The 23,705-nt window shown below is 38.5% G+C and carries 27 protein-coding genes and 1 pseudogene; 8 read left to right on the top strand and 20 right to left on the bottom strand.

What is annotated here, in order from left to right:
• Positions 1-49: 49 nt before the first annotated feature.
• The 8 genes from ESV85_RS07215 to ESV85_RS07185 all read right to left on the bottom strand — a co-directional run bounded on the left by ESV85_RS07215 (position 50) and on the right by ESV85_RS07185 (position 4,206).
• Entirely contained in the window at positions 50-718 is a 669-nt protein-coding gene (locus ESV85_RS07215) for an RNA polymerase sigma-70 factor (RefSeq protein ID WP_146916110.1), read from the bottom strand.
• A gap of 504 nt (positions 719-1,222) precedes the next feature.
• Positions 1,223-1,465: a hypothetical protein gene (locus ESV85_RS07210; RefSeq protein ID WP_092897962.1), complete on the bottom strand. Its 243-nt coding sequence runs from the start codon at positions 1,463-1,465 to the stop codon at positions 1,223-1,225.
• A gap of 110 nt (positions 1,466-1,575) precedes the next feature.
• Positions 1,576-1,809 (bottom strand): hypothetical protein, encoded by a 234-nt coding sequence (locus ESV85_RS07205; RefSeq protein WP_146916108.1) that lies wholly within the window; start codon positions 1,807-1,809, stop codon positions 1,576-1,578.
• Positions 1,785-2,249: a DUF5675 family protein gene (locus ESV85_RS07200; protein WP_146916107.1), complete on the bottom strand. Its 465-nt coding sequence runs from the start codon at positions 2,247-2,249 to the stop codon at positions 1,785-1,787. The genes ESV85_RS07205 and ESV85_RS07200 overlap by 25 nt, the downstream gene beginning before the upstream one ends.
• 1 nt (position 2,250) lies before the next feature.
• Entirely contained in the window at positions 2,251-2,997 is a 747-nt protein-coding gene (locus ESV85_RS07195) for a hypothetical protein (RefSeq protein ID WP_146916105.1), read from the bottom strand.
• Between the two features lie 127 nt (positions 2,998-3,124).
• Positions 3,125-3,559 carry a DUF6266 family protein gene (locus ESV85_RS07190; RefSeq protein ID WP_146916103.1) on the bottom strand — a complete coding sequence of 145 codons (435 nt, stop codon included), beginning with the start codon at positions 3,557-3,559 and terminating at the stop codon, positions 3,125-3,127.
• 36 nt (positions 3,560-3,595) lie between these two features.
• Positions 3,596-3,766 carry a hypothetical protein gene (locus ESV85_RS22255; RefSeq protein ID WP_191321963.1) on the bottom strand — a complete coding sequence of 57 codons (171 nt, stop codon included), beginning with the start codon at positions 3,764-3,766 and terminating at the stop codon, positions 3,596-3,598.
• A gap of 245 nt (positions 3,767-4,011) precedes the next feature.
• On the bottom strand, positions 4,012-4,206 hold the full coding sequence (locus tag ESV85_RS07185; RefSeq protein WP_146916101.1) for a hypothetical protein: 195 nt from the start codon (positions 4,204-4,206) through the stop codon (positions 4,012-4,014).
• Positions 4,207-4,580: 374 nt separating this feature from the next.
• Between ESV85_RS07185 and ESV85_RS07180 the strand changes: the two genes are divergently transcribed.
• The 3 genes from ESV85_RS07180 to ESV85_RS07170 all read left to right on the top strand — a co-directional run bounded on the left by ESV85_RS07180 (position 4,581) and on the right by ESV85_RS07170 (position 7,221).
• On the top strand, positions 4,581-4,853 hold the full coding sequence (locus tag ESV85_RS07180; protein WP_146916099.1) for a hypothetical protein: 273 nt from the start codon (positions 4,581-4,583) through the stop codon (positions 4,851-4,853).
• A complete protein-coding gene (locus ESV85_RS07175) occupies positions 4,850-6,676 on the top strand; it encodes an AIPR family protein (protein ID WP_146916098.1) in 1,827 nt (608 codons plus the stop codon). The genes ESV85_RS07180 and ESV85_RS07175 overlap by 4 nt, the downstream gene beginning before the upstream one ends.
• A 260-nt stretch (positions 6,677-6,936) precedes the next feature.
• On the top strand, positions 6,937-7,221 hold the full coding sequence (locus ESV85_RS07170; RefSeq protein ID WP_146916096.1) for a hypothetical protein: 285 nt from the start codon (positions 6,937-6,939) through the stop codon (positions 7,219-7,221).
• Here the strand turns inward: ESV85_RS07170 and ESV85_RS07165 are convergent.
• Together ESV85_RS07165 and ESV85_RS07160 are read right to left on the bottom strand one after the other, a co-directional pair.
• Positions 7,211-7,681, bottom strand: coding sequence for a very short patch repair endonuclease (locus ESV85_RS07165; RefSeq protein WP_223275931.1), 471 nt, complete (start codon positions 7,679-7,681; stop codon positions 7,211-7,213). The genes ESV85_RS07170 and ESV85_RS07165 overlap by 11 nt on opposite strands.
• Before the next feature lie 646 nt (positions 7,682-8,327).
• Positions 8,328-10,322, bottom strand: a complete 1,995-nt coding sequence (locus ESV85_RS07160) for a T9SS type A sorting domain-containing protein (protein WP_146916094.1) — start codon at positions 10,320-10,322, stop codon at positions 8,328-8,330.
• Between the two features lie 157 nt (positions 10,323-10,479).
• Here ESV85_RS07160 and ESV85_RS22495 point away from each other — a divergent pair, with 157 nt between their 5' ends.
• On the top strand, positions 10,480-10,677 hold the full coding sequence (locus tag ESV85_RS22495) for a hypothetical protein (protein WP_223275940.1): 198 nt from the start codon (positions 10,480-10,482) through the stop codon (positions 10,675-10,677).
• Here ESV85_RS22495 and ESV85_RS22640 read toward each other — a convergent pair.
• Together ESV85_RS22640 and ESV85_RS07150 are read right to left on the bottom strand one after the other, a co-directional pair.
• Entirely contained in the window at positions 10,609-10,773 is a 165-nt protein-coding gene (locus ESV85_RS22640; RefSeq protein WP_262713334.1) for a very short patch repair endonuclease, read from the bottom strand. The genes ESV85_RS22495 and ESV85_RS22640 overlap by 69 nt on opposite strands.
• Before the next feature lie 82 nt (positions 10,774-10,855).
• A complete protein-coding gene (locus tag ESV85_RS07150; protein WP_146916093.1) occupies positions 10,856-11,062 on the bottom strand; it encodes a helix-turn-helix domain-containing protein in 207 nt (68 codons plus the stop codon).
• Between the two features lie 85 nt (positions 11,063-11,147).
• On the opposite strand from ESV85_RS07150, the gene ESV85_RS07145 reads away from it, so the two are divergent.
• Positions 11,148-11,771, top strand: coding sequence for a hypothetical protein (locus ESV85_RS07145; protein ID WP_146916091.1), 624 nt, complete (start codon positions 11,148-11,150; stop codon positions 11,769-11,771).
• On the top strand, positions 11,755-12,198 hold the full coding sequence (locus ESV85_RS07140) for a hypothetical protein (RefSeq protein WP_146916089.1): 444 nt from the start codon (positions 11,755-11,757) through the stop codon (positions 12,196-12,198). Before ESV85_RS07145 ends, ESV85_RS07140 begins: the two co-directional genes overlap by 17 nt.
• 595 nt (positions 12,199-12,793) lie before the next feature.
• Here the strand turns inward: ESV85_RS07140 and ESV85_RS07135 are convergent.
• The 5 genes from ESV85_RS07135 to ESV85_RS22250 form a co-directional block, all read right to left on the bottom strand.
• Positions 12,794-13,636 carry a hypothetical protein gene (locus ESV85_RS07135; protein WP_146916087.1) on the bottom strand — a complete coding sequence of 281 codons (843 nt, stop codon included), beginning with the start codon at positions 13,634-13,636 and terminating at the stop codon, positions 12,794-12,796.
• Between the two features lie 3 nt (positions 13,637-13,639).
• Positions 13,640-14,527: a DUF488 family protein gene (locus tag ESV85_RS07130; RefSeq protein ID WP_146916086.1), complete on the bottom strand. Its 888-nt coding sequence runs from the start codon at positions 14,525-14,527 to the stop codon at positions 13,640-13,642.
• Positions 14,528-14,734: 207 nt separating this feature from the next.
• Complete coding sequence (locus ESV85_RS07125; RefSeq protein ID WP_146916084.1) at positions 14,735-15,613, bottom strand: hypothetical protein; 879 nt, start codon at positions 15,611-15,613, stop codon at positions 14,735-14,737.
• A gap of 357 nt (positions 15,614-15,970) precedes the next feature.
• Complete coding sequence (locus tag ESV85_RS07120; protein ID WP_146916082.1) at positions 15,971-17,761, bottom strand: restriction endonuclease; 1,791 nt, start codon at positions 17,759-17,761, stop codon at positions 15,971-15,973.
• Positions 17,762-18,065: 304 nt separating this feature from the next.
• The gene (locus ESV85_RS22250) at positions 18,066-18,449 is read right to left on the bottom strand and encodes a hypothetical protein (RefSeq protein WP_191321962.1); all 384 of its coding nucleotides are present in this window, start codon (positions 18,447-18,449) and stop codon (positions 18,066-18,068) included.
• 258 nt (positions 18,450-18,707) lie between these two features.
• Here ESV85_RS22250 and ESV85_RS07110 point away from each other — a divergent pair, with 258 nt between their 5' ends.
• A complete protein-coding gene (locus ESV85_RS07110) occupies positions 18,708-19,562 on the top strand; it encodes an ice-binding protein (RefSeq protein ID WP_146916080.1) in 855 nt (284 codons plus the stop codon).
• Positions 19,563-19,867: 305 nt separating this feature from the next.
• Positions 19,868-20,101 (top strand): annotated as a pseudogene (locus tag ESV85_RS22485) (type I restriction-modification system subunit M N-terminal domain-containing protein); the annotation flags it as partial.
• A 169-nt stretch (positions 20,102-20,270) separates the two neighbouring features.
• On the opposite strand, the gene ESV85_RS07100 reads toward ESV85_RS22485, so the two are convergent.
• The 3 genes from ESV85_RS07100 to ESV85_RS07090 all read right to left on the bottom strand — a co-directional run bounded on the left by ESV85_RS07100 (position 20,271) and on the right by ESV85_RS07090 (position 22,763).
• Positions 20,271-20,567, bottom strand: a complete 297-nt coding sequence (locus ESV85_RS07100) for a hypothetical protein (RefSeq protein ID WP_146916078.1) — start codon at positions 20,565-20,567, stop codon at positions 20,271-20,273.
• A 284-nt stretch (positions 20,568-20,851) separates the two neighbouring features.
• Positions 20,852-21,211: a hypothetical protein gene (locus tag ESV85_RS07095; protein WP_146916076.1), complete on the bottom strand. Its 360-nt coding sequence runs from the start codon at positions 21,209-21,211 to the stop codon at positions 20,852-20,854.
• A 256-nt stretch (positions 21,212-21,467) separates the two neighbouring features.
• Positions 21,468-22,763, bottom strand: coding sequence for a serine hydrolase domain-containing protein (locus tag ESV85_RS07090; RefSeq protein ID WP_146916074.1), 1,296 nt, complete (start codon positions 22,761-22,763; stop codon positions 21,468-21,470).
• Positions 22,764-23,705: the final 942 nt, after the last annotated feature.

The raw sequence follows: 23,705 nt of genomic DNA, 5'->3' as shown, positions 1-23,705 counted from the left end.
GTTTAATCCATAAAATTTCCACCTGTAATAGTGGTATGAGCTTATGGAATTAAAGTGTGTTAGTTGGTAATCTCAAAAAATGCCAAGCGCCTAATACAATCACTCCTAAGTTGCTTAATTTAGCTGATATGGGAATAACTTTAGCAACTGCACTGTGATTGGATAGGTACTGTTGAATTTCAATTCTAATTTCTCTTACTGCTAGTTCCAAGTGTTTTTTCACAGTTTTATCTGCAATATCCAATAGGTTCGCTGTTTTCTTTATACTTAGACCATCGTCCTTGATCATCTTATAGACTAATCTTCGCTTTTGAGGCAATCGATTTACACAATCTGCAATTTTCTCACGCAGTTCAGAGGTCAACAATTGTTCGAGGGGCTGTGTATATTCTCCGGTTCGACAGTCCTGTATATCAAGAGGAGTGAACAAACTATTTTTTCTTTTATTTTTTTTAAGTTGGTTCAGACACTGGTTTTTAACCGCATAATAAAGATATCCTTCAAAATTCTCAATATCTTTTAAATTCTTATGATTTTTAAGTAGCCTGATAAACACTTCTGAAACCATATCTTCTGCCTCATCAAAATGAGGTAAAAAACAGGTTGCAAATGATACCAGTTTGGAATGGTACCTCTTAAAAAGTTCTGAGAAAGCAGTTTTGTCTGAATTGACTGAAATTCTATTTAGAAGAATTTTATTAGTCTCTGTAGAGGTCATAGGGTTTCCCAGTAAGTTTTCAAAATTTTTATATTTAGCTTCCAATAGTGATAAAAGAAATGTTTCAAGTGAGCCAAGAAAAAGGAGAGTACTAGGTATAGAGATGCTTAATATTTATTAAAATTTCACTTTTTCTATCCTGTGCTATAGGGGTTCTGCATAAAATCATTGATTCGAAGAATTCATAATTCATAGCTAAGAACATAAAAACATGACTTGAATGAAGGCTCCTATCTATAAGGAATGTTGATTTATAAAAATAAACATAGATACCTTGTCCCTGTTGTCTATATCTGTTATTAGGATTTTCGGCATTTGGTGTTTCATTCCGCACTATAGCTCAATTTGATCTCGTCTACTTCAAACAAATCAATTTTTCTTTCCTGAGTCTTCCTAATCTTTTTCGTTTTTGTGGAACAATGAATTATGAAGCTTCATCAAACCTTGGAAACAAAAAAACCGGAGAGGAATCCCCTCCGGTTTAACATTACCAATTGATTCTAGTTAATTCATCAACAACTTCTCAAAAGCTCCGTCATCGACGGTTAATTGAGAGATCGTCACCAAGACTGTTCCGGCTGTCACGGCATATCCAGCGTAGGCTAGCAATACGGCAGGCACCAATCCTGGTGCTGTCAGCACTGCGGTGCCAATAGCTGCGATGATCAATCCGGCCTTTTTCACTTTCTGGAAAAACGGCGGTGTAGGGGCTAATGCCCGGTCTTTTATTTCGGTTAGTATGTTCATTTTTAGTTGTTTGTTGTTTGTTGTTTGTTACGCCACGGCGGACAGGTGTTGGATGTCCGGTGTTGGATGTCGGATGTCGGATGTCCGGTGTCGGGTACAACAAACTGATTTCAATCCCATTTGAGAGTTCGGTTACGGGAAGTGGACTTGGTATTCCTTTGAAGGATAGTCTTCATCAGTATTTGTTCTGCTTCCAGTCGGATAAACGATTCTTTCATTCGGGATAGCTCGGTATTCATCTGCCTGGAATCCTGAATCAAAAGTTTCAGAAAATAGGCGATGACAGAAAGGAGGAGTACAATTGTTCCTCCCGCCAAACTCAGCAATAGCTCTGCTGCAGACATGATTTCAGGAGATAAGGAACTGGTTCTGATACAATCTGCAACTCAACTATTTCTCCCCGCTCCCATTCCCGCTCCAGCCTTTCCATCAGCTTGAGAAATGCGAGTTTGGTAAACATAGGAGTACCATCAGCACGGTAGCTGGTTACAGGATAAATGGAATTGGATTCAAGCTGATACACACCTTCCTTTATCTCACCTTTCGGTCTGTGAGGACACAGACCGAGGCTGGAGATTTTGCCTCCTTCGCCAATCCCTATCTCCCAGCCTTTTTCCTCGGAATGAATCGGGTCTAATTCATAGACACCTTCATCCAGACATGCTATATCTTTTCCAAAGCAAGCCTTGGGAGGCTCCCGGGTAAACCAAATCTGCTTTTGACCGAGAAATAATCTCCCAAGGGTTAGAGTTGCTTTGTACTTTCTGTGAAGTACCAGTCTCATCTTAGACTTGCTCTACTCCAGTGATCTTGGCAGCATTGTGCGCTCCATTGTTGATGGAGTACTCACTGCCATTCACCATCTGAACAAATTCCACACTTAGCACAAAGGCGCGATGAGTACCTGGCAACAATGCCTTATCCACAGAAAGACTAATTGCCAGAGACGGATTTATAACTGGAAGCAAGCCAGATATACTGGTCTGCACTGCTCTCGCACCAGTGGTGAAATCCAGCCCCACTCCTGTGGCTGTAATCCTAATATGGGTAGCTCCTTTGGGCAAGGCCACAAAGTCAGTGGGAACAAATGCCGGGATGCTTACACCCCATGACGATGGAGAATCTGTGTAGGTATTCTCCAAAAAGAGCGTACTTCCCAGTGAACTTGCAGCATTCAATTCCATATCCTTCAGCAAAGTCCAGTCTCCTGCTCTCACCATACGTTCTCCTCGGTTATTGACCAGATCTGACTGAAGGACTTTCATCATCACCTGGGTTACCCTCAGGTTCAGTCTACTGTCTCCGATCTTGGCGATCACTGGACGAAGTGCATCCCGGAATAGTTTGGCCGAGGACGCATTGTCGGCAAACTCCTTAAGGTTCTCCCGGGTACGAGCAAAGCGGGCATCGTTCATGATGCGGCTCTTGCTCACCCCTCCTTTTTCACGGGCCAGATACCCGTCTTTGGTTTTGTAGAAAGAGAGTCTTCCTACTTTTCCATTTAGTGTAATTACTCCTGCTTGTTTTGCCATATGTATATGGGTTTTAAGTGTAACATGCAGGAAAATTCAGTTTTATCACATTGGCTATCAATTGAATGTGCGTTTTGTTCGCAAGCTTCGCAAAAAGGAGGATTTTGATTTATTTAACGCAGCCTTCTCATATCTTGCCAAGACAAATAGAATCTGAAAACTCACGAACACAGCCATCCTGGGCGTAAAAGGCTACGTATACAAACACCTGTCCAAGTTCAGGTTCACTCCATGGTAGGTCCAACACCTGAACACCTGCTTTTCTATAATTGCCTTTATATAACGTATACACTCGCTTTGATCCAGGTGCGTAAGCAATAACAAACAAACTATCCTCATCTCTTCCTGAACCCTGCCAGGCATTGGGTTGCCATGTGATTCTTATAGACGCACCTTCCCGTACTGCCAATCCTTGCTCAAGACCCACCAGCCATCCTTTGGATACTTTGACGCGTTCCGGATAAAGCACCGGAGCGCTTTCCTCAGGGAGAATGGCATTTTTAATAAGCCAACTCAGTGTCCTGTTGGTCCCGGATTCAAAACTTGAACCCTTTTTTTTCATCGTAAAATTCAATGCTTCCCTAAGCGGAGTCACGAATTACTGGCCAATACTGAAAGCCTTTTGCTGGTAAAGCTGCCTTTCACTGGCAGGTTTCTTTCTTGGGCCTGGCTTTTGTCTGACCACTGTTTTTCCGTTCAACTGGTAAAACACCAGATTGCCCATGGATCCGTTTATTGTCCCCAATAGGCTGCTATGTATTATTCCCATTATTTAGATTTTTAAAATGAACAACTGATTATTAGATGGATATTTTGCAAGTGAATTCGCAGTAATTCCCGCTTTGTATATATCACTACACTTCTTTTACCCTATACCCGAGCTACTCCCAGTCCAAAGGGAAATAGGTGGAGGCAAAATGGGAGAAGACTGGGAGGAACCCCGAATGATTATTTACTGGGGATTTACTGCGGCATGGGCAGCACTAAGTCTTATCATTACCTAGGCTACCTTTTCTAGTACAGATAGTCGCTGATATCGCCAGGTGGTATTCCGGAGAAATCTGAAAATTCTTTTATAGTGACATATTGATGAGGTTTCTTGTTATGGAAAACCCTGATTTTCTGAAGTAGCAACTGTCCGTAGCGCTCGCTTCTTCCTGTGATGTTCTGTACATCTTTAGGATAAACTATGCATCTTTTCTTTGGCATGATTTGAAGATGTTTATAGCGGGTGAAGAAATCCATTTCTCTGTTTGATACTTCCTCCATTCCGCCTGTGGACGATAAATTAAGTTCCCAAATCTTACATACTTAGGTGAATGATCAAACTCATTGTGGAATTTATAGATTCTGTGGATTCTGTGGACTTAATGAAATATGTGGAATCTGTGGACTTGCTTTGAATGCAGTACTTCACGTCTCAGAGTAGTTCAGCAAAAATTCTTGTCTACTATTGAGGTATCTAAAAGTTAGCTTTCATCCAAAACAGCAAGCTGTTTGACCCAGTTCTTATCAAAACCTTGTCATTTGTCCCCATAAGTTACTTAGCTAGGTCACAAGTCGCATTTTCTAGCTAAAAACAGATGGACTTTCTATTTAGAACCCCCTTACTCACTTTTGACCCCAGAAATCAAGAAGACATAGAAAAAAACTGGGAGCAAATTATACAAGCTATAACCTATTCCTCTCCCGATTTTGCATTAGCCATAAAAGGAAAAAAGTATAGCAATCTAACCAAACATCAGCAAGAAAAGCTTCAAAGTGACGCAGTATTTAATATCAAATATCAGATTGATGTATCATCCTGCCAGTCATTTGAAATTCCTGAAGAAGATGTACTAACAGCAATAATATGATTCAAGCACGAGAAAAAATCCATACCGACTTTGAGTTAGAACAATATCTTCTTGAACTTTATCATGAAGTAAATTCACTTGTGTATGCTGATGAAGATGGTGCTTCAAAAGAAAATAAGTTCACTGAATATATTATGGAATTACTTTCAGAAGCTGGCGAAACTGAAAGTATTAGACTTTGCCCGTATTTAAAGGAAAATAAGCTAGAGAATATTCAGTTCAAAATCAATGGCTATGCAATTGAGGAAGGGTTTGAAACATTGGACATATTTATTACACACAATTTAGATACTAACCAACTATATAGATTAGGTAAACCAGAATTTGACAAACTGATCAAGTGGCCAGTTGGATTCCTTAATGCCGCATTTAAAGGCCATCTACAGGATATTGAACCTTCAACTGAGGCATATGGCCTTGCTTCGCTCATCAGAGATAACCATAAAGAAATTATTCGTGTTAATGTTTTTATTCTTTCAAATGGAAATATCCCGCATGATCCTCCCACTAATTTTAGTGTAAAAGGCCTTGAAGATTTAACCTTTAACTTTCATGTTTGGGATGCAGAGAGGCTTCACAGACTATCCCAGTCTAAATACAATCGCGAACCAATAGAAATTGATTTCAGAAAAACATTAGGTATTTCCATTCCTTGCTTGGCAATGCCTTCTGAAAATAGCTTATATGAATGCTATCTCGCAATCATGCCAGGCACAGTACTTTCTACTCTCTACAAAAATTACGGCACGAGGCTATTGGAAAGCAATGTGAGAGCATTTCTTCAACAAAACGGTAAAATCAATAAAGGGATTAGAGAAACAATCAGGCAGGAACCCTATATGTTTTTGCCTTATAATAACGGGATAGCAACTACAGCCCAAGAAGTAAAGACCGAAATACAAGAAGATGGCCAGTTCGTAATTACCGGAGTAAAAGATTTTCAGATTGTGAATGGAGGTCAGACAACAGCTTCTCTATTTCATACGGAAAAAAAATACAAATCTGACTTATCACAGGTCTTTGTTCAGATGAAGTTAACGGTAATTAAGGATGAAGATAAAAAGAACGAAACCGTACCTTTCATTTCCCGGTATGCAAATTCTCAGAACCCTGTTTCCGAGCTCGACCTAACCTCCAACAACCCATTTCTTCAGAGACTTGAAGAGTTATCTAGAACCACATTCGCCATTGATCCCGATGATAGTAATAAACAGACTATTTGGTTTCTTGAACGTGTTAAGGGGCAATATAGAGAAGCACTGAATAAGGAACCTACAAAAGGAAAACAGGATGCATTTAAACTCAAATATCCTCGTAATCAAGTAATCGTAAAATCAGAGATTGCTAAATACTTGAATATCTATGGGCTACAACCTTTCCATGTCGCTAAAGGTGCTCAGAAAAATTACAATCAGTTTCTCAAAGAGATTGAAAAAAAACACAAAAAGAAAAAACCAGGTCGTGTTTACTGGCAGGATATTGTAGCAAATGCTATTCTATTTCAAGTCACGGATAAATTATTTGGTAGGAAAAATCAAAATCCAATTGGGGATACTAACATTAAATCTCAGACTGTAGCCTATTCTTTATCTTATTTACATTTCCTAACAGGCAATCTTCTAAATCTTGAAAAAATATGGGAAACACAGACAATACCTGATGAGCTCCAATTAGAACTAAAAAAAGGGATGAAGTATGTGTATGACTTTTTAAATAGTCTAAATGTTGCCTTGATAAGTGAAGCAGCAAAATCTGAAAAAACCTGGATGAGCTTAACTGAAAAGAAGGTTTATCCTATGAACATGGAAATAATAAATACTTAATAAGTGATAGCGCATTTAAAATCCGGTATGAATCAGATCATTCGGACATAGAAGAAGCTGAAAAGTACAATAAACTGCAGAAGATTACTTCACTCGGGATTCGGTTTTGGGATGGTTTATCCTTATATAATTTAAATACTGATGTCTTGTCAAATTATCAGCACAGTAATGTTTCGATGATAAAAAAGATATTAAGAGAATCAGGTACTATGACTGATCAACTTATAAAAAAGGGATCTGATATAGTAGACTTTTTGACAATGAAAAAAATAGATTTTGAAAAAGTTATAGCTCTTAGTAAACTAAATGACAAAGAAATTATAGACCCTGTTGCATTATACAATAGACTAAAAAGATTGAGTAATGATGACTGGAAAAGAATTATTGATCTGGGAGAGCAAACTCAAACTTTAGGATTTAATGAATTAAGTGTAATAAAAACAGTTTTCCAGAAAATTAAGAGAGAGGAAAATATTGATTTAAAACGGTTGGAAATAGTTGATATTTCAATTAAAAAATTGAAGAAGTTTGGGGTTAAATATTAGAAGTAGCTGTTAAGATTTGATATAAAACCTTTCCCAACTCCCCTTTCACCTCAAAATCCCAAAACTTCATTATAGTCCAGCCTTTTGATTGATAGTAGTCATTGACTTCCAGATCCCGCTGCATATTGCGTTCGATCTTCGCTATCCAGAATTCACGGTTGGATTTGATGGTGTTTTTTCTCTCTTCCCAGTTGTAGCCATGCCAGAAGGTGCCGTCTACAAAGATGACAAGTTTGTGTTTTTTCAGGCTGATGTCCGGTTTCCCAAATAATGGCTTCTTTGGAGTTTTATACCTCACCCCTGCTTGCCATAAGGCTTTCTTTAGAAGCTTTTCAGGTTTGGTATTCTTTGACCTAATTTGCGACATATTGTAGGATCGAGCTTTGGTGGTGTAGAAGCCATTCTCCTCGCAGAACTGTGGGATCGCTATTTTGGGTTTTATGTAGGGTCTTTGACTCAAGAAGTTAATAAAATGGAGAGTTCTGGTTGTCCTATAGCTTTTGATCGTATTTGAGGATAATAGGTTAGTCCATCATTAAAAGATGCTGTCTCAAAAGAGCTGTTTGTCACATCTATCGAATTCGACATGCGGCTATAATTGCTGCAAATGGCCTTCGACTCCGCTACCAATGACAGATTGATTTGAGGACAACGAAAGCTGGTCAGTTCGAGCGGAGTCGAGAACCTTTCGACTTCGCTCAAGGTGACCCTGATTATGGTTGCAAACCAAATTACGGTCATTTCCTTTTTGTATGTTCGTAGAATATTTAAGACTCAGGCTGACAACTTCAAGCCTATTTTAGACAGCCTCGGACAATAGAGCCTCGGTTTTCAACCCGAGGTGCGGAATTATTACATAAGCCATGTCCTCGGAGCAGGCAGTTCTTTTGGAAACGAGAGGGCGTTCCGGGGAATGGAAATGAGAAATGGTTAGTAATACCGCTGGTGATGACACGAACGGCGGTGTAGTTGTCCTTTAGCTTTTGATCATATTTGAAGAGGTATGGTTTTACTAATCAGAGCAATTTTAAGGATGATTTTGAGATCCATATCATTTTCAACCCTGGCTGATAGCCTTCGCTGGCTAGCTATGGAACTGTGGATAGTTAATGTTTTAAAACCTTGACTGTATGGATTTTCATTCCATCAAAAATTCTAACCAAATAGATCCCATTTGGGTAAAGTTCTAAGTTCAGATAGGGGGGATCAAATGGCGCTATTTTACCATAAAAAACTTCCTTTCCTGAAACATTTATAACAGATACCATGAGGTCTGCATTTCTATCCAAATAATTTAAATTAAGAATTCCAGTGGTGGGATTTGGGTAGATTGAGAAGCCATGATCTTCTTCTGACGTATCAATTGAAGTTATAAGATCAACTTGATCCAATATTCTGCTACAGTTTATATCTGTAACAATAACGCTAAATTCAGAATAATTCTGTGTACTGTCTAATGAGACAAAACTCTCAGTTGCATTAAGTATAGTATCGTTTTCATACAGCCACTGGTATTGATAATTAATACCTTTTGGCGCCCTTAGGGTATCATTTTCAACCATTATTTTTGAGTCAGGAATTTCGGAAACATAAATGATCACTTGTTTTGGCCAACTTTCAATTTGGTTGAGTGTCTGAGTTACATATAAGGTATCAGAAATTGTACTCGGACTATAAGTATTACCTTGTTCAATTTCATTAGTAATAGAAGGATCGCTATACCACTTGATATTTTCGCCTTTTGCCTCCAGGTTAATTGTCTCATTTATATCACACACCTGTACAAATCTCTCACTTCTGGGCCGAGGAGTTCTTTTCCTGGTTGTAGATCCGGTTGATAGCTTACCTAAACCAATTGTTCTTAACTCAACATAGTTTTCCGGATCAATGAAATCAGCAGAATAGTTGTAGCCAATGTTATATAGAAATCCGTTATTGTCAATATCTATTGAATGGGAATAATCTGAACTACCCATGTTCATTTCTACTCTCCATAAATGATCACCTTCTTTATTATATTTTTCCAGATAAAAGTCAGTTTCTGTACAGCCATAGCATGTAAAATAGGTTCCAGTAAGGTAAAGATTCCCATCATAATCGCTCTTTATGTCGCACGTTGCCCCTGTTTCGGAATAGGTAGTAAAGCCTTCCTTAGCCCAAACTAGTTCACCTTCTGTGGTATATTTTGCGATATAAGGTTTTGGATTCTGACAGCAAATGCCCTCAATAAAAATATCCTCAAAAGATAACCCAGTAAATAGCGCACCACTTAGGTAAATATGATTATCTGCAGTTAACGCGATCTGTGGTTCACTGTTAGTTCGTCCGGTAGAGGACTTGATCCACAACACATTTCCTTGCGAATCAACTTTACCGAAAAATGTATCATTTCCCCCGGTTACATCATGAACTAATTCAACATCATCCACTTTCAGGACTTTAATTCCAAAAACTCCACTAAAATAAATATTACCCAGAGCGTCAACCGCCATATCACTTAAGTTTACCGCAGCAGAGGAATTATACCAAAAATCCTTTTTCCAAATAGGATTACCCTCAAAGTCCAGTTTTGCCATAAAAAATTCCCAACCATTCTCTCCTATTACATATACATTATCAAATTGATCAGTTGCAATTGATGCTCCATATCCAGCGTGTTCCTTCTCAAAATCCTGGTGCCATACAAGATTACCCAGAGAATCATATTTAGAGACGAAAATGTTTCCTTCACTTCCTGTGAGGTAAATATTTGAATCTTCGTCAACAGTCACTCCAATATCGTCAGCGTATGAATTACCTCCTTCTATGTGTTTAAGCCATTCAACTTCTCCATTTTTATTTATCCTACTTAGAAAAATGTCAGAATAATAGTCATCCTCTGTAATTATTGAATGTGGCCCAAGCGAAAAGCTCCGTTGAAAGTGACCTGCTATCACTCTGTTTCCGTAATAATCAACATTAATCTCAACTGAGGGTTCATATGGGAATTGATTATCACCTGTTGCTTTGATTCCCGAGTCCCACACTTGAGAACGGGCTTGAATTGAGGCAAATAATAGGATTAGTAGTAGGACAACCTTTCTAAAATTCTTCATATTCATTACTTGTAAGCTATAAACCCTCTGTTATGAGATCTAAGTCCTCATTTATTTGGCTCCCGAAAGATACATATGCTTACTAATCCTATAACTAATTTTTAATCTTATTCGAAGATATTAATTTTAAAGTTTTTCCATAAATGGGATTATATATCAATAGATGAGAGAGGTAATTATTGAAAAGCGATTGGCTTTGCCTCATTCTGATTCTATTCTGTTCGATCTTGGCGATCCAGAATTCCCTGTTGGATTTGATGGCTTCTTTCCTATCCTCCCAGTTGTATCCATGTCAAAAGATCCCGTCTACAAAGATGACCAGTTTGTATTTTTTGAGGCTGACATCAGGTTTCCCAAATAGAGGCTTCTTTTGAGTTTTATGCCTCACTCCTGCTTGCCATAAGGCTTTCTTCAGGAGTTTTTCCGGTTTGGTGTCCTTTCCTTTGATTTGGGACATATTGAAAGACCTGCCTTTGGTGGTGTAAAAGCCATTCTCCTCGCAGAATTGGGGGATTGCTATTTTGGGTCTTATGTAGGGTTTATTCTTCAAAGAGTACTTTAATGTGAATTTCCAATGCTTCAGCGAGCTTCTCCATTACCTCGAGCGAGACATTTCGCTTCCCCTGCTCTATGGCCGAGATGTAGGGACGATTGATCCCGGACTTTTCTGATAAGTCCTCCTGCGATAGGCCTTTACCTTTTCTTAAGGCATTCACTTTCTGCCCAAAAGTCTGTTTAATACCCATATATTTTGTTTACTATAGTAAACATTTTGTGAATTATTTCTTATCTTAAGATAGCTTCATTTGGTACTAAAAATAACAAAATCTTATGTTCCTAGACTATCTACCTCATCCCCTTCCTGAAAATTGGCTCATTAGCGAAATAGATCAGGACAACGAATACCTGGAATTCCTTGGACATAATGGAGAATTCTTGGTTTCTATCATGAAACACGAATACGACAATCCTGAAAAGCCTTATTACTTAAGCTTAAGCCAACTTAAGGGGATTCTTGGCCGATATGATTTTGAAAGCCTCGAATGGCCGGAATGGTTTAAAAGTTCAAAAGAAAGTGTTGAATCGGCTTTGACACTTATGGAATGGATAAATGATAATTGCAGCAAATTTATCCCTTTGACATTGGAAGTGTGGATCTGTATGGGGACAGAAGATCAAAAGGATATAATCCAAAGATATTTTGAAGATGTAGCTGTAAATCATGATGATGCTAATCAAGGCTATCTGTACAGCAGGTTATCTCTAACCAGAACTTCCGCGACCTATTCAGTAGCAGCTATAGAGCGAATTCTTCACTTTTTGAAAACTGTAGACCTGCCCTTCCATGAATTTAAAGGCGGCTTACTTACCAATGAAAAATTCCAGCTTATAGATGATCTAAGACCTAGCATTGCTGAATGTATTAAATCCCAACAGTATGAAGCCATCTGTTGAAAATCCTAATACTCCGAGACGTGGTCATTTGGTCAAGTTTCATACACCATACCATGACGAAGATCCAAAGCAGTTGTATTTACTTCTCGAGGTATTTGAGTCAAATGATATCTACAAAACTCGGGCAGATATTCTAGCCTTGGGTACAGGATTTTCCTTTCCTCCTATCAGTAAAGTGAATCTGGAGGACTTGGAAATTGTAAACTGGAATACTTCAGAGCTAATAGGGCATCATGCCACTGCACTTACTAAAACAGGTTCGAATGTGTCCGGAAAAATAGTCCATATTCTGGAAGAGGAAAATGCCAAGGCACCCCTCCAAACTTTGAACATCCATGTAATGCTAGAAGATGAAAGCGGGGAATTGACCGCTGGGGAATTGCTGTTGAATTCTTTTAAACACCAGACTGGAAAAATTTATTTTTAAAGGGTTCGGCTAAAGCCCCGTTTGGGAATGTTATCTACAATTAGGAATGGGCTGAAGCCACATTCCTATTGATAGCAATGCCAAACTAAAATCGGAGCAGTGCCCAATCAATTCCCTCCATCTTCAGATGGAGGGAAAAAAAATTCGGCCATCTTTTTCCGGCTTTAGCCCAAGTATTCATTCCACATAGGAATGGGCTATAGCCGCATTCCTATAAATTATGTAGTGTTTATAGGGGAAGGAAATCTTCAGGATCATTATGGTTCGAAGCCTATGAGTATTAACTCGGAAATTAACGACCCCATTCCCCCTGTTCTTTACCAGGCATCGGCAAAGCTATCGGCGGGGTGATTGGGTTAAGGTATAAGCTCTTTTAGATTTTACTTACCCCACCTGGGAGTAGTTAAATCGTCATTTTGACTGGGTGGGATTTGTAATTCCACCCTTATATCATTATCAATTTGCAATTGGCTAAGTCTACCTCACCCCATCCCTCTTCCCGATACGCTTCGCTATCGGGACAGGCACTTTAGTAGAAAGTGAACAATCCTGCTGAAATTAAATATTTGTGTTCCCAATAAGGACAGATGACATGCTAGCCAAACAATGGGGTAGGATCAGGCTTGGGTGGTAACATAGGATAAAATACTCCAATTATAACAAATGGATTATTTGCTCTGCGGGTATGCCATTCTTTGGTAGTACCGAGAAAAAAATAAAGATCTTTATTCTCCAAAAAATTCTTTTCGTATTGCTGCCGCACTTTTTCCAAAGCGATTTGTGGATCTCCTTTAGCACCTTCGAGACAATTCCAGTACAGCTGCCCAATTTCCCAATCCTCTATCATAAGCTTGGAGACTTTACCTTCATCATCTTCAAATTCATACTTGAATTTCCAAGGAACTTTCGGAAATGCTTCTTTTGCTTCTGCTTTGGGTTCATTAAACATATCCATTTGCTTTTGAAGGGCTTTCCATACAGGTTTCCAATCAGCCTCATCCTTCTGAATGATCAAGCGATTGATCTTTGTAGGTTTAAAAGTTGCCAAAGAAACATTCTTAGGGGCTTTTGAATCTTCTATAAGCTTAGTAAGATTGGTATATACATTTTGAAGACAAATAGATTTCCTGACTTTCCAGTTGTTTTTGGTGTCTATTGTATCTCCTATTACAATATCTTTAAACTCATAATCCTTAGGAGAATAACTTTCCGGACGAAAATCATCAGTTCGTTTTACCAGATCCAACTCTATCCATGTATATTTTCTGGATTTAACTTTGCCCGTAGATTTCATTCCTTTGAGATAACTGAGTGGCATAGGGTAAATTCTGATCCAAGTGCCATCCTCTCTCATCCCTGCAGTACAAACCAATTCATCATAGCTTCTTGAAGGCAAAGGATAAGTGGTGACAGTCAAAAGGATTTTCTCTCTGGGCATAGCTTACAAGTGTATCAGTTCATAATCAAAGGAGGGAAGCTCACAAATTGCCTCTGCCAAATGCTTGCGATGGCACTGGCAAATATTTGCCTCAAAGCAGGTGATAGCAACCCTGTCATGGGTTTTAATCAATTCCAGTATTTCTTCCTGTCGCGATATCGTCTCAGGTAAGACTGTCTTTTTATAGTCTTCAAAAAGTATATCGTAATCCTTCTGGGTATTTAGTTCCTTTCTTTTGTCAGCAACTATTCCAACGTCAGGAATATGTAAAAACCGTATCCCAACACCATCACAAGCCATTTGTAATTGGGATTTGTTAAAGCCGTACTTCATGCTTAAGGAATTCTTTCTCACATCACAAAGTACCTTGACATCAACAGCCAGAAGTTTGTTTATGTATTCTTCCAAACTAATTCCTTCATATCCGATGGTATAAAGCACCTTTTTGGCTGATAGAGGCTTCTTAGCGTTAACTATTTCCATTTCCGCTGTATTCAGATATCGCTCTGCTACCGTACTATTAATGGCATAATAGGGGAAATTGACGTAGGTATAGCGAATAAGTTCTCTGGAAGTCTTTCCCTCAAATTTCGTTTTCAGTTTGGTAACTGCTAATCTATCCTCCGGCTTTAGAACTTGCCAATAAGACGTTTGATCTAGTTTTCTCCATGTTTTCTCTCCTTCGGTAACCTGCTCATACTTCTTCATTGTAGAGAGGTCCGCATTTGCCTGAAATGAGAAACAGCCAAACTTATAGGGAACAAAATGAAAACTCTTTTCCTGTTGGTAGGTAGTAAAAAGCATGAGTAACTTTTGAAGCTGAAGTTTTTCTAGCTCACCTCCAAAGGCTTCCAAAATCGCCATTACTATTTTCCTTCTGTAATACATCATAATCTCTGCAAAGGTAGCCCTTACTTCTTATTAAGATGAAAGCTCTCTATATAATTCAACAAATAAGGCGGCTATATCTGTCTCAAAATTCGCCATACCATATTCTCTAGTCCTAATCAGCTCCCTAGTCTAGGTGTAGTCAATTCGTCATGGTTACTGCGTGGGATTTGTAATTCCCCTAATATGTTTGTCAATCTTATCCATGAGTTAGTTGGTTTTAGCATCCAAAAGAAACCCATCTGTGTCAAACCGAAAGGCAAACTGATCGACTTTAACTATATTTTCTTCAATAGCCACAAATCTGCCCTTATTGACAGTTTTGAAATCATCTATTTTTATCCTTTCACCATCAAGTAGATTATAGTGTGCTGCCAACAGATTGAAAAAATTGATGTTACCGTTGACTTTTTCATGAAGGTATATGAACTCATTTTGAATAGCCTGCGGGATCCCTCTTAGTGATTCACATTGCAAATTTACTTCTTCCATGGCTTCGATCTCATTTCTATGGTATTGCATTGCCTCGGATAGCATATCTTCAAACATGTCACTATTGAAATCTTTCAACCATTTGGATGCAGAGTTTGACCAATCAGACGAGGTAAAGCTTTTTAATAACCCATTTTCAAACTTTAAATAAAGCCCAATTTTCGGAGCTTGATAAAGATCGTCCCCTTCATGCTTAAGTAAAAGCACTGAGCTTAAAAAGTCAATTGAGAATGATTCTCTCTCAATACCTTCAGTTAAAGTATCCTCAACTGTGTGACTGGAATATTCGTATCTCCAATCAATACCTTTAATCTCCTTATTCAAGCTTCCTAAATCAACTCTCCTTGCTTTATTCTTTGCTACAGCAAAAACCGGTTTTTCGGTAAAAACTTTAAAACCTATAATCTCAATCAATGGTGAGTCAAAAGTGAAAACCGTATGAACTTGACTTGTATCAAATCCTAAATATTCAATAATAGAATTAACAGATCCATTCCCAGGACTTTCCTCCAGTTCGACTAAAGCTCGATTATCCACCTTATAAATGCCTGTTTTGCTTTGTCCTGAAGGTTTTTTCCCAAATAGCCAATTTAACATGTTAGTATATTTAATTTTCTAAAAGTTGTACCTAATAAATGGAAGCAATTTTATCTTTACTTTTTTGCGACATCGCGACATAACTTTTGTCGCGAAAAACTTTTGAAATAACTCTGATCGTAAACTTCGCGAAAAACTAAACTTAATTATGTCGCGATCATTTCATAATAGGTCCCCCTCTCGGTGTAGTCAGATCGTTTGTGGTGACTGGGTGGGATTTGACCGCCCTGCAGCCTCGCCCAAGGCTAAAATGATTTGTGAATCATTTCCTGACGCCTTGGCCTACCCTGATATCCATACCAATTTGCTATTTGCTCGTGAGTTGAATGAATTATTTTTTAGTGAATCCTACTTATATTAAATCCCTTTCTGAATTCTTTTTGCTTCAGCTAAATCAATTCTAGCTTTGTGCCCATGCTTTTCAAGCAAATAAAGTAGGTTCGATCCATTCATAAGAGTGATGGGTTTATTTGAAGCAAATTCATAGGCATCTGGACCATAATCAGCGGTTGTAACCAAAATTCCTTTGGTGGCCCCTTCATTTAATACAGTTCCATACAAGTCCCTTACCGCCGAGACCCCCACTGTATTGGTGTACCTTTTAGCTTGGATCACAATTTTACCACCTCTAATAGGATCAGGATCAAAAGCAATTGCATCTACTCCCCCATCTCGGCTTGCTTGAGTTACCTTAACTTCCCCACCATTTGAATTAAATTCTTTTCCAAATATCTCCCTCAGTAGGTGTTCAAAATCTTCCCAATCCATCGAAGCTAAGTTATCTCCTTCGTTGATTCTATCTGCGACATCATAAGAAGAAACAAACCTCCTATCATCCTTATTGATTTGAGCGATGGGCTGAACTGCTACTATTCCGCTTAATTTACTACTTCCTATTCCTTTAAGGTTCTTAAAGCACGTTTTGGGATCGACATGCGCTAGATTTATTTCAATAAATTCTGTTTTCCCTGCTTGAATAGAAACAATGCAATTATTGACTAATTTTCCTGTGGCTTTATTAATTGCTTCAACCCAACCATTAAATATTATCGCATCCAGAGCATTGGTCTGATCCGCTTCAAAAAGTTCATGAATTGTTCTCAAGGTAATTTTGTAAATTGACTCGTCATAAATCCGGGCAACTTGAGCTTCTGAAAGATGAGATTCCTTTAACTCCTTTCTTGTAGCAATATATTTTACATCCAGCAATGTTGGTATTTGTGATGGAGATGGTAAAACATATTCCACCAGCAGAATTTTTGTTTCGGGGTTGTAATCGATATCAAAATCCTTCGGAAAATTATCAGGATATTCAGAGTTATTCAGTACCATCTCACAGTACTCAATTACTGACCGTAGATCACCTAAGAAATATTTTTCTTTTAAAAGTTCAATTTGCCCATTATGCTCTTTCTGTTGATTATAGAACTCCTCCTGCTGCAACATCCATTCTTTTTCCAATTCTTTGAATTGGGCTCTAACATTATCTTTTCCCTCTTCAAAAGCTAATAGTTTTCTTTCGTATTCTGATTGTAAGGAATTATTATAAGCTTCTGTTTCTTTCACACTCTTCTCCCAAGATGCAAATGCTCTGTTAAATTCCTCATTAGCTTTACTTTCCTTCTTTAAGCGGAAAGCAGGGATGATTTTATCAATAAAAGTGAGCTTCGGATCAAAATAAGAGCTTTTAGGTTGGGTACTTTTCTCTCTAAAAATGGGAGAGCTTGGTTCCTTTAGCCTTTTCAATTCGTTGGGCAACTCAATCAATGGATTTGGCGTTTTGAATTTCCTGAAATCCTTTAGGCTTTCCCAGTCTACAGTATCATCTATATCCAGTGTATGATGAAGAATGTTTGCAACAGCATCTTGCAGAGCTTTAGCCTCCAAACTCTTTTCCTCAGCAACACTCAAATTATTCTCCTTTTCAGAATTAGCTTTATTACGAAGCTCTATTTTATTCCATTGCTCGTCCCATTTCGAAAATTGAGCTTCGATCTTTTTGTCAAGGATGTAATTATCTAAATCCTTTAAAACCCTGTATGTACCCAAGCCTATATGCTTAATTTCTGCTATGTGCCTAATATCATAGCTTCTCGTATACTCCGTAGAATCATCAATTTCATGAAGACTTGAATAATCGTAACCCATTCCAATTAATTTATAACTGTCAATAAAAATCGCTTATTATGGTCTCGAGAATTTCGAGGTGTGATTGTTTCCAGATTTAAGCCCGGGTCAGTACTATAAAAGTTGGCATAGTTCCCGAATCCTTCCAGTCTCAGGAATGAGAGCTTTAGGTGATAAAGAACAAGGACAAGAAAGGGAATAAAATGATAGGAGAACATACCCTATACAGGGTATTTTTGCTACCTCATTATATCCTTCTCCTTTAGGAGAAGGCGCTCGGCCCTGCTAATTATTTAACTATGCAGTCTTATACAAATCTTTACTCTCAATCCCCATGCTGCCAACAATAACTACTTCCAGAAGCAGCTTTTCTTGAGCACCTTGGCCCTGCTTTAGTAGTTGCTTTGCACTGACTGGATGCTTGCGCTGGTTGAGTTTGCTTCTTTGGCTCCACTTTACTCTGTTCTGAAGACAAAGGAAAAGGTTTGGCTTCCCCAGTTTCAGTACTGGATGGTTTACAAACCAAGCAGGCAGTTAGGCCTCTCTTCTTTGCTGCTGCCAGATCCGAAGCCCAGCCTGTTTTGGCATATCGACAGGATTCTTTATGATACTTCGCTCCTGTCTTAGTGATGAAGACCGTCTGCGCACTTAGCTGAGAAGCTAGCAGAAAGAAGGCAATAAAGAGGAAGCCGTACAGAAGTTTGTACATCTGGGTTAGATTGAGTTCAGAAGTATTTCCGGATTTAAGCCCACAAAATCCGAAATGTAATTTAGTTATCTGCCGACTCTGTTTACTTTTTCAGCCAATCAATTGATTTATATGCATTTACAATAACTGTAGACGGTATTTATACTCATCCATTTTATAATTCGATAAAAACAAAATACTATTCAACCAACGAAAACGTTATATCAATTAATATCTTAATAGCTGGAACAACTAAGTCACAGTTTAAAAACCATCAAAATGAAACTAAAAAAAATAGTCCCGATAGCTGCAATACTATTATTCGGTATAATTGGTCTTGAAAGTTGTTCAAATGATATAGATGATTCTTCTCAAATTTCAACGTTGACTGCAGAAGTAGACGATTCATTACAAGTTTCAACGTTTAATGCAGAAGCTGCTGCCAATGATTCAAAATCAAATGCTAGAATTTCAAAAAGCAATGGATTGGAAAGTGTAAATCTTGGCGTTGCCGGTGACTTTGTAATTCTTTCAAAATCAGGAATTACAAGTGTTTATAAATCTTCAATTATCGGTGATATAGGAACTAGCCCAATCACTGGTGCTGCTATGGTAGTAGATTGTACAGAAGTAACAGGTTCAGTATTCTCAGTAAATGCTGCAGGTCCTGCATGTAAAACTACAAGTGCCACTATGTTAACTTCAGCTATTGGTGATATGCAAACTGCATACACTGACGCAGCAGGAAGATCTAATCCTGATTATTTGAATTTAGGAGCCGGAACTATTGGTGGCCAAACTCTTCTTCCTGGCTTGTATAAATGGACAAGTGCAGTTAACATCCCAACAGATATTACAATTGCCGGAAGTTCAACCGATATTTGGATATTTCAGGTTGCCGGAACTCTTGACATGAGTTCTGCAGTAAGAGTTACTTTAGAAGGTGGTGCTCAAGCAAAAAATATTTTCTGGCAAGTAGCTAGTGCCGTAACTTTCGGGACAACATCACATTTTGAAGGAAACATTCTTGGGCAAACAGGAATCAATATGCAAACAGGAGCAACAATAAACGGAAGAATGTTGGCGCAAACTGCAGTAACTTTACAAATGAATACGGTTAACAAACCAGAATAAGTTATACCAAGCAACCATCTAGAAAGGCAGTCTGAAAAGATTGCCTTTTTTTTGTGCGCTACGCATACCATATATCTATAGGGTGCAAATCCCAAACGAGCCTGCCAATGGGATCCGATAGCTATCGTTAAGCCAAGAGCAAGGGTGTCTTTCGTGAGGAAGAACCTGCTTACCGGCCCTTTAGGTTTACAAAGAAGAATTATTAGAAAAAATTTAGACCTAATAGCTGTCTGATTTAGAAGTGACTCAGATATTTAATAAATTAAAAAAGAGCGAGGTGAACTTTCTGACGGCTAGAGCAATACCTTTCAAAAGCAGCTTGGATTCTGAAAGGACCTATTGATGCTTTCGACTTTAAGATTTACATCTTCCCTCTCCTATTTTTCAAAAGAATATCAGATGTCTACCATGAGGAATTTGGGATTGCGCTACAAGAGTCTGAAGGTGATTCAGAATATGCAAAACTGCCTGAATTTCATCTCCTACTCAGTGTCTTCGTATTATTAGCTTGTACGAGTCAATCTTTCCTGCATTTCTAGCTAAAGCATGAAAAACCCATCAAAAACTGCGAGAAGTAGATAGAGTTAGTACTGAAAGTGAAATGATTTTATTAGAAAAAACGGAATTACAAATCCATAAAATAGAAAGGCGTAATTACAAATTACGCCTAGTATTCAGCTACATAAAGGAAGTGATCTAGTGAGGATTCTATAGATGAAACTCTTTGTCCATTACGAATATCTTCACCGTCTCTTTGATAACGCCATCATTTGCCATCGCACCTGGCCCTTCGGTATCAAGAAGATGCATGTAAGTGTCCACGTTTTCAACTTCAAATAATAGTGCTACTTCATTCCCATCTTGGATGGAAATATGAACGGGACTGACTGGTTTGACTACTTCGTAGTCGTTCGGGATATTAATGATGGTCGTTTCTTGATGATTGTCGGGATTCAATCTCGAACCTGTATCATGGGAAAATGTAATTATGGAGCATAAAAACATTCGCTTATTCCATTTACCACAATCGCTTGTTTTGTGGGCGCGGTGGGCTGTCGTGGCCCTGTCCGCCGAAGGAGGAAGCGGGCCAGCGTCCGGCATGTGCGGTGGGAGCTTTGCTGTGTCTTGATCTTTTGGTTCTTTTGCATCAAGGCAAAAGAACAATAAAAAGGTGGCTAAGCACCTTTAGAAGAAAATGGACCAAATGAACCTCGTTTCCATCCTCCCGCAACTATATTCCTCTTACAATATGAAATCCTGCGCGGGAGGTGAATTGTGTGGTTACCTCTTTACCATGGGTTAAAACCCATGGCTACTAATGGTTTGACTACTTCGTAGTCATTCGTAATATTAATGATGTTCTTTTCTTGATGATTGTCGGGATTCAATCTCGAACCTGTATCATGGGAAAATGTAATTATGGAGCATAAAAACATTCGCTTATTCCATTTACCACAATCGCTTGTTTTGTGGGCGCGGTGGGACGACGTGGCCCTGTCCGCCGAAGGAGGAAGCGGGCCAGCGTCCGGCATGTGCGGTGGGAGCTTTGCTGTGTCTTGATCTTTTGGTTCTTTTGCATCAAGGCAAAAGAACAAGAAGAAAGAAAATAAAATCCTTTTCCATCCTCCCGCAATGAATAAGGTTTCCAAAAGAAGGCTTTGGGCGGGAGGCATAGAGATTTGTTGACCAATATACCATGGGTTCCACCCATGGCCCCGCCACGGCGGGCAAGTTATTAATGGTTTGACTACTTCGTAGTCATACTGTCCTCATTTATATTATTTAAGCAACAAACCTATGGTTCCTACGGAGCTAAATGCACCAATAATCTCCTTTGCGGAATTCTTTGAGTTCTTTGCTCCTTTGTGGTTAAAAAAACTAGACTAGTGTATCCACATTAGAATTCTACTCTTGCTCTGCCCGATAAAAAACATCTTGCAAAGCTTCTCGAATACCCAAACTGTACAATTTCTGGTGAACTCTGGACGGATAAACCCGATTGGATAGAAATATATACGTGAGCTTTTTTACGGGATCGGCCCAGACAAAAGTTCCGGTAAAGCCAGAGTGACCAAAACTTTCGGGACTTGCCAAAGGTGAAGGGTAAGCTTCTGCCAAGGGAAGCTCGGCATTGTTCAAGAGTGGTTTGTCAAAACCCAGCCCGCGGCGGTTTTCGTTTTCTGGAAATTGTACTTTAGTAAACTCTTTCACGGTTTCGGCTGAGATAAGCTGTAAGCCTTCCACTCTGCCATAATTTTGATAAAAGATCATCAATTTGGCCAAGTCATCAGCGGTAGCGAACAAGCCTGCATTACCCGAAACACCTCCTTTTAGTCCTGCGTTTTCGTCATGTACCCATCCTTTTACCAAGGTTTTTCTAAAAAGGGAATCCACTTCGGTGGGTACTATGTCGTTTACATAATTTTTTCCGGTAGGTAAATATCCCAAGGTATGAGCACCTATAGGCTGATAGAAATTCTCTTCCAAATAGGTTTGATAGTCGGTGCCTGTGAGTTGCTCAATCAAAGAAGGAAAAATTAGAAAAGTGAGTCCCGAATACAAGTATTTCTTTTCATCGGATACTTCGGATCGGTTGATGATTCGGTTCATTTTCCGTTCGAAACGATCGTTTATATATAACCCATCGTATACTTGTCCTTGAAATTTTTTATCGGGCGAATGATGCACAAATCTTCTTTTGATCTGGCCATTTTCCCGAACGACTTCATCCAAAAACACAATGTAGGGGACTAAACCCGCCTGATGGGTCAAAATCTCCCGAAGCGTTAGGTCTTTTTTGTCCTTTCGGTTTCTCCAAGGTTTCCAATAGTTGCTGAAAGGTTTGTCCAGATCAAGCTTCCCTTCATCCACCAACTTCATTATAGCGGGTAAAGGCCCAGCAATTTTGGTCACCGAGGCTAAATCGTATAAGTCGTTCAATGCTACAGGTTGGATGTTGTCGTAAGTATGATAACCATAGGCTTTATGAAAAATAACCGTATCGTTCTTTGCTACCAACACTTGTGCTCCTGGAAAAGCCAAACTGTCTATGCCCATTTCCATAATAGAATCCACTTGATGGTTGATGAAATCTTCATCAAATCCAAGAGTAGCCGGCTTGGCATGGATCAGTTCCCGTTGAGCAAATCCAAGTTGCATCACTGAAGTAATTAAGAAAAACGAAAGCACTAATTTTTTCATTGTGGACTAGTTTTATTCCTAAATATGCAAAAATCTTCGGCTAAATATCTGGCTATAGTATGAGTGGTCTTCTTGCTTGAATTGGTGAAGGAAGTGGTTGTTGCAAAATTTGCGACAACCCTCAACACGGCGCTAACAAAGAAAAAACGCAAACTAGCAAACCTGAACATTACAAAGTGGATGTTATAATCTCAGTTGGCTACTGTGTGATAGCGAGGGAAACTCTATCATAAGCAATGATGCACTTGCCAGCTTAAGCCTACCTAAAAAAACTGACTTAAATGAAATCTCCGATGATACAATTGCGGAAATAGAAAACAAAATCAATAACAGGTCTATCAAAAAGTTTAATTACTTATCCCCTAAAGACAAATTAGTAACTTACAGAACTGTTGCATTAGTGGCTTGAACAGGACATTCCTTATACTATGTAGTAAAAATCGCTATGCTAGATTATATGTATTGAGCATAATAAGATGATTAATTAATCGGTAACTATTACCCCAATTAATCAGCATATTATACCCCAACTACTTCTTATTTTTTAAAGAATAATTAATTATAATGCCTTCATCGATCATGATCCGTATTTTTTTTATTGGGTATAAATATTGGGATAAGATGAGAGAAATAGATATAGTTTGACTGGATGTTACATGCAATTCTGAAAATGTGTGAATTATATACTTTATTTTTCAACTAGGGTATCGATATAATTTCAACTACAAGCAGCTTTATTATGAAGATTTGCTTCAAGCAGTAGCTCTAAATCAGAATTGGAAAAAGGTAATAGTCAGGACTGAATCTAAATTATTAGACTTTAATAATTTTAGAATTTGTTTAGCATAATAAATTCTATCTAAGCTTATAAAATATGTCCATACAAACAGTAAATCCAAACACAAATAAGACTTTGTAAGGAGCCTAAAGTGCATTAACAGC

The organism is Algoriphagus aquimarinus (assembly GCF_007997215.1).
GTDB lineage: Bacteria > Bacteroidota > Bacteroidia > Cytophagales > Cyclobacteriaceae > Algoriphagus > Algoriphagus aquimarinus_A.
Note: the sequence above shows the minus strand (reverse complement) of the source record. Positions and strands in the feature narration are given on the sequence as shown.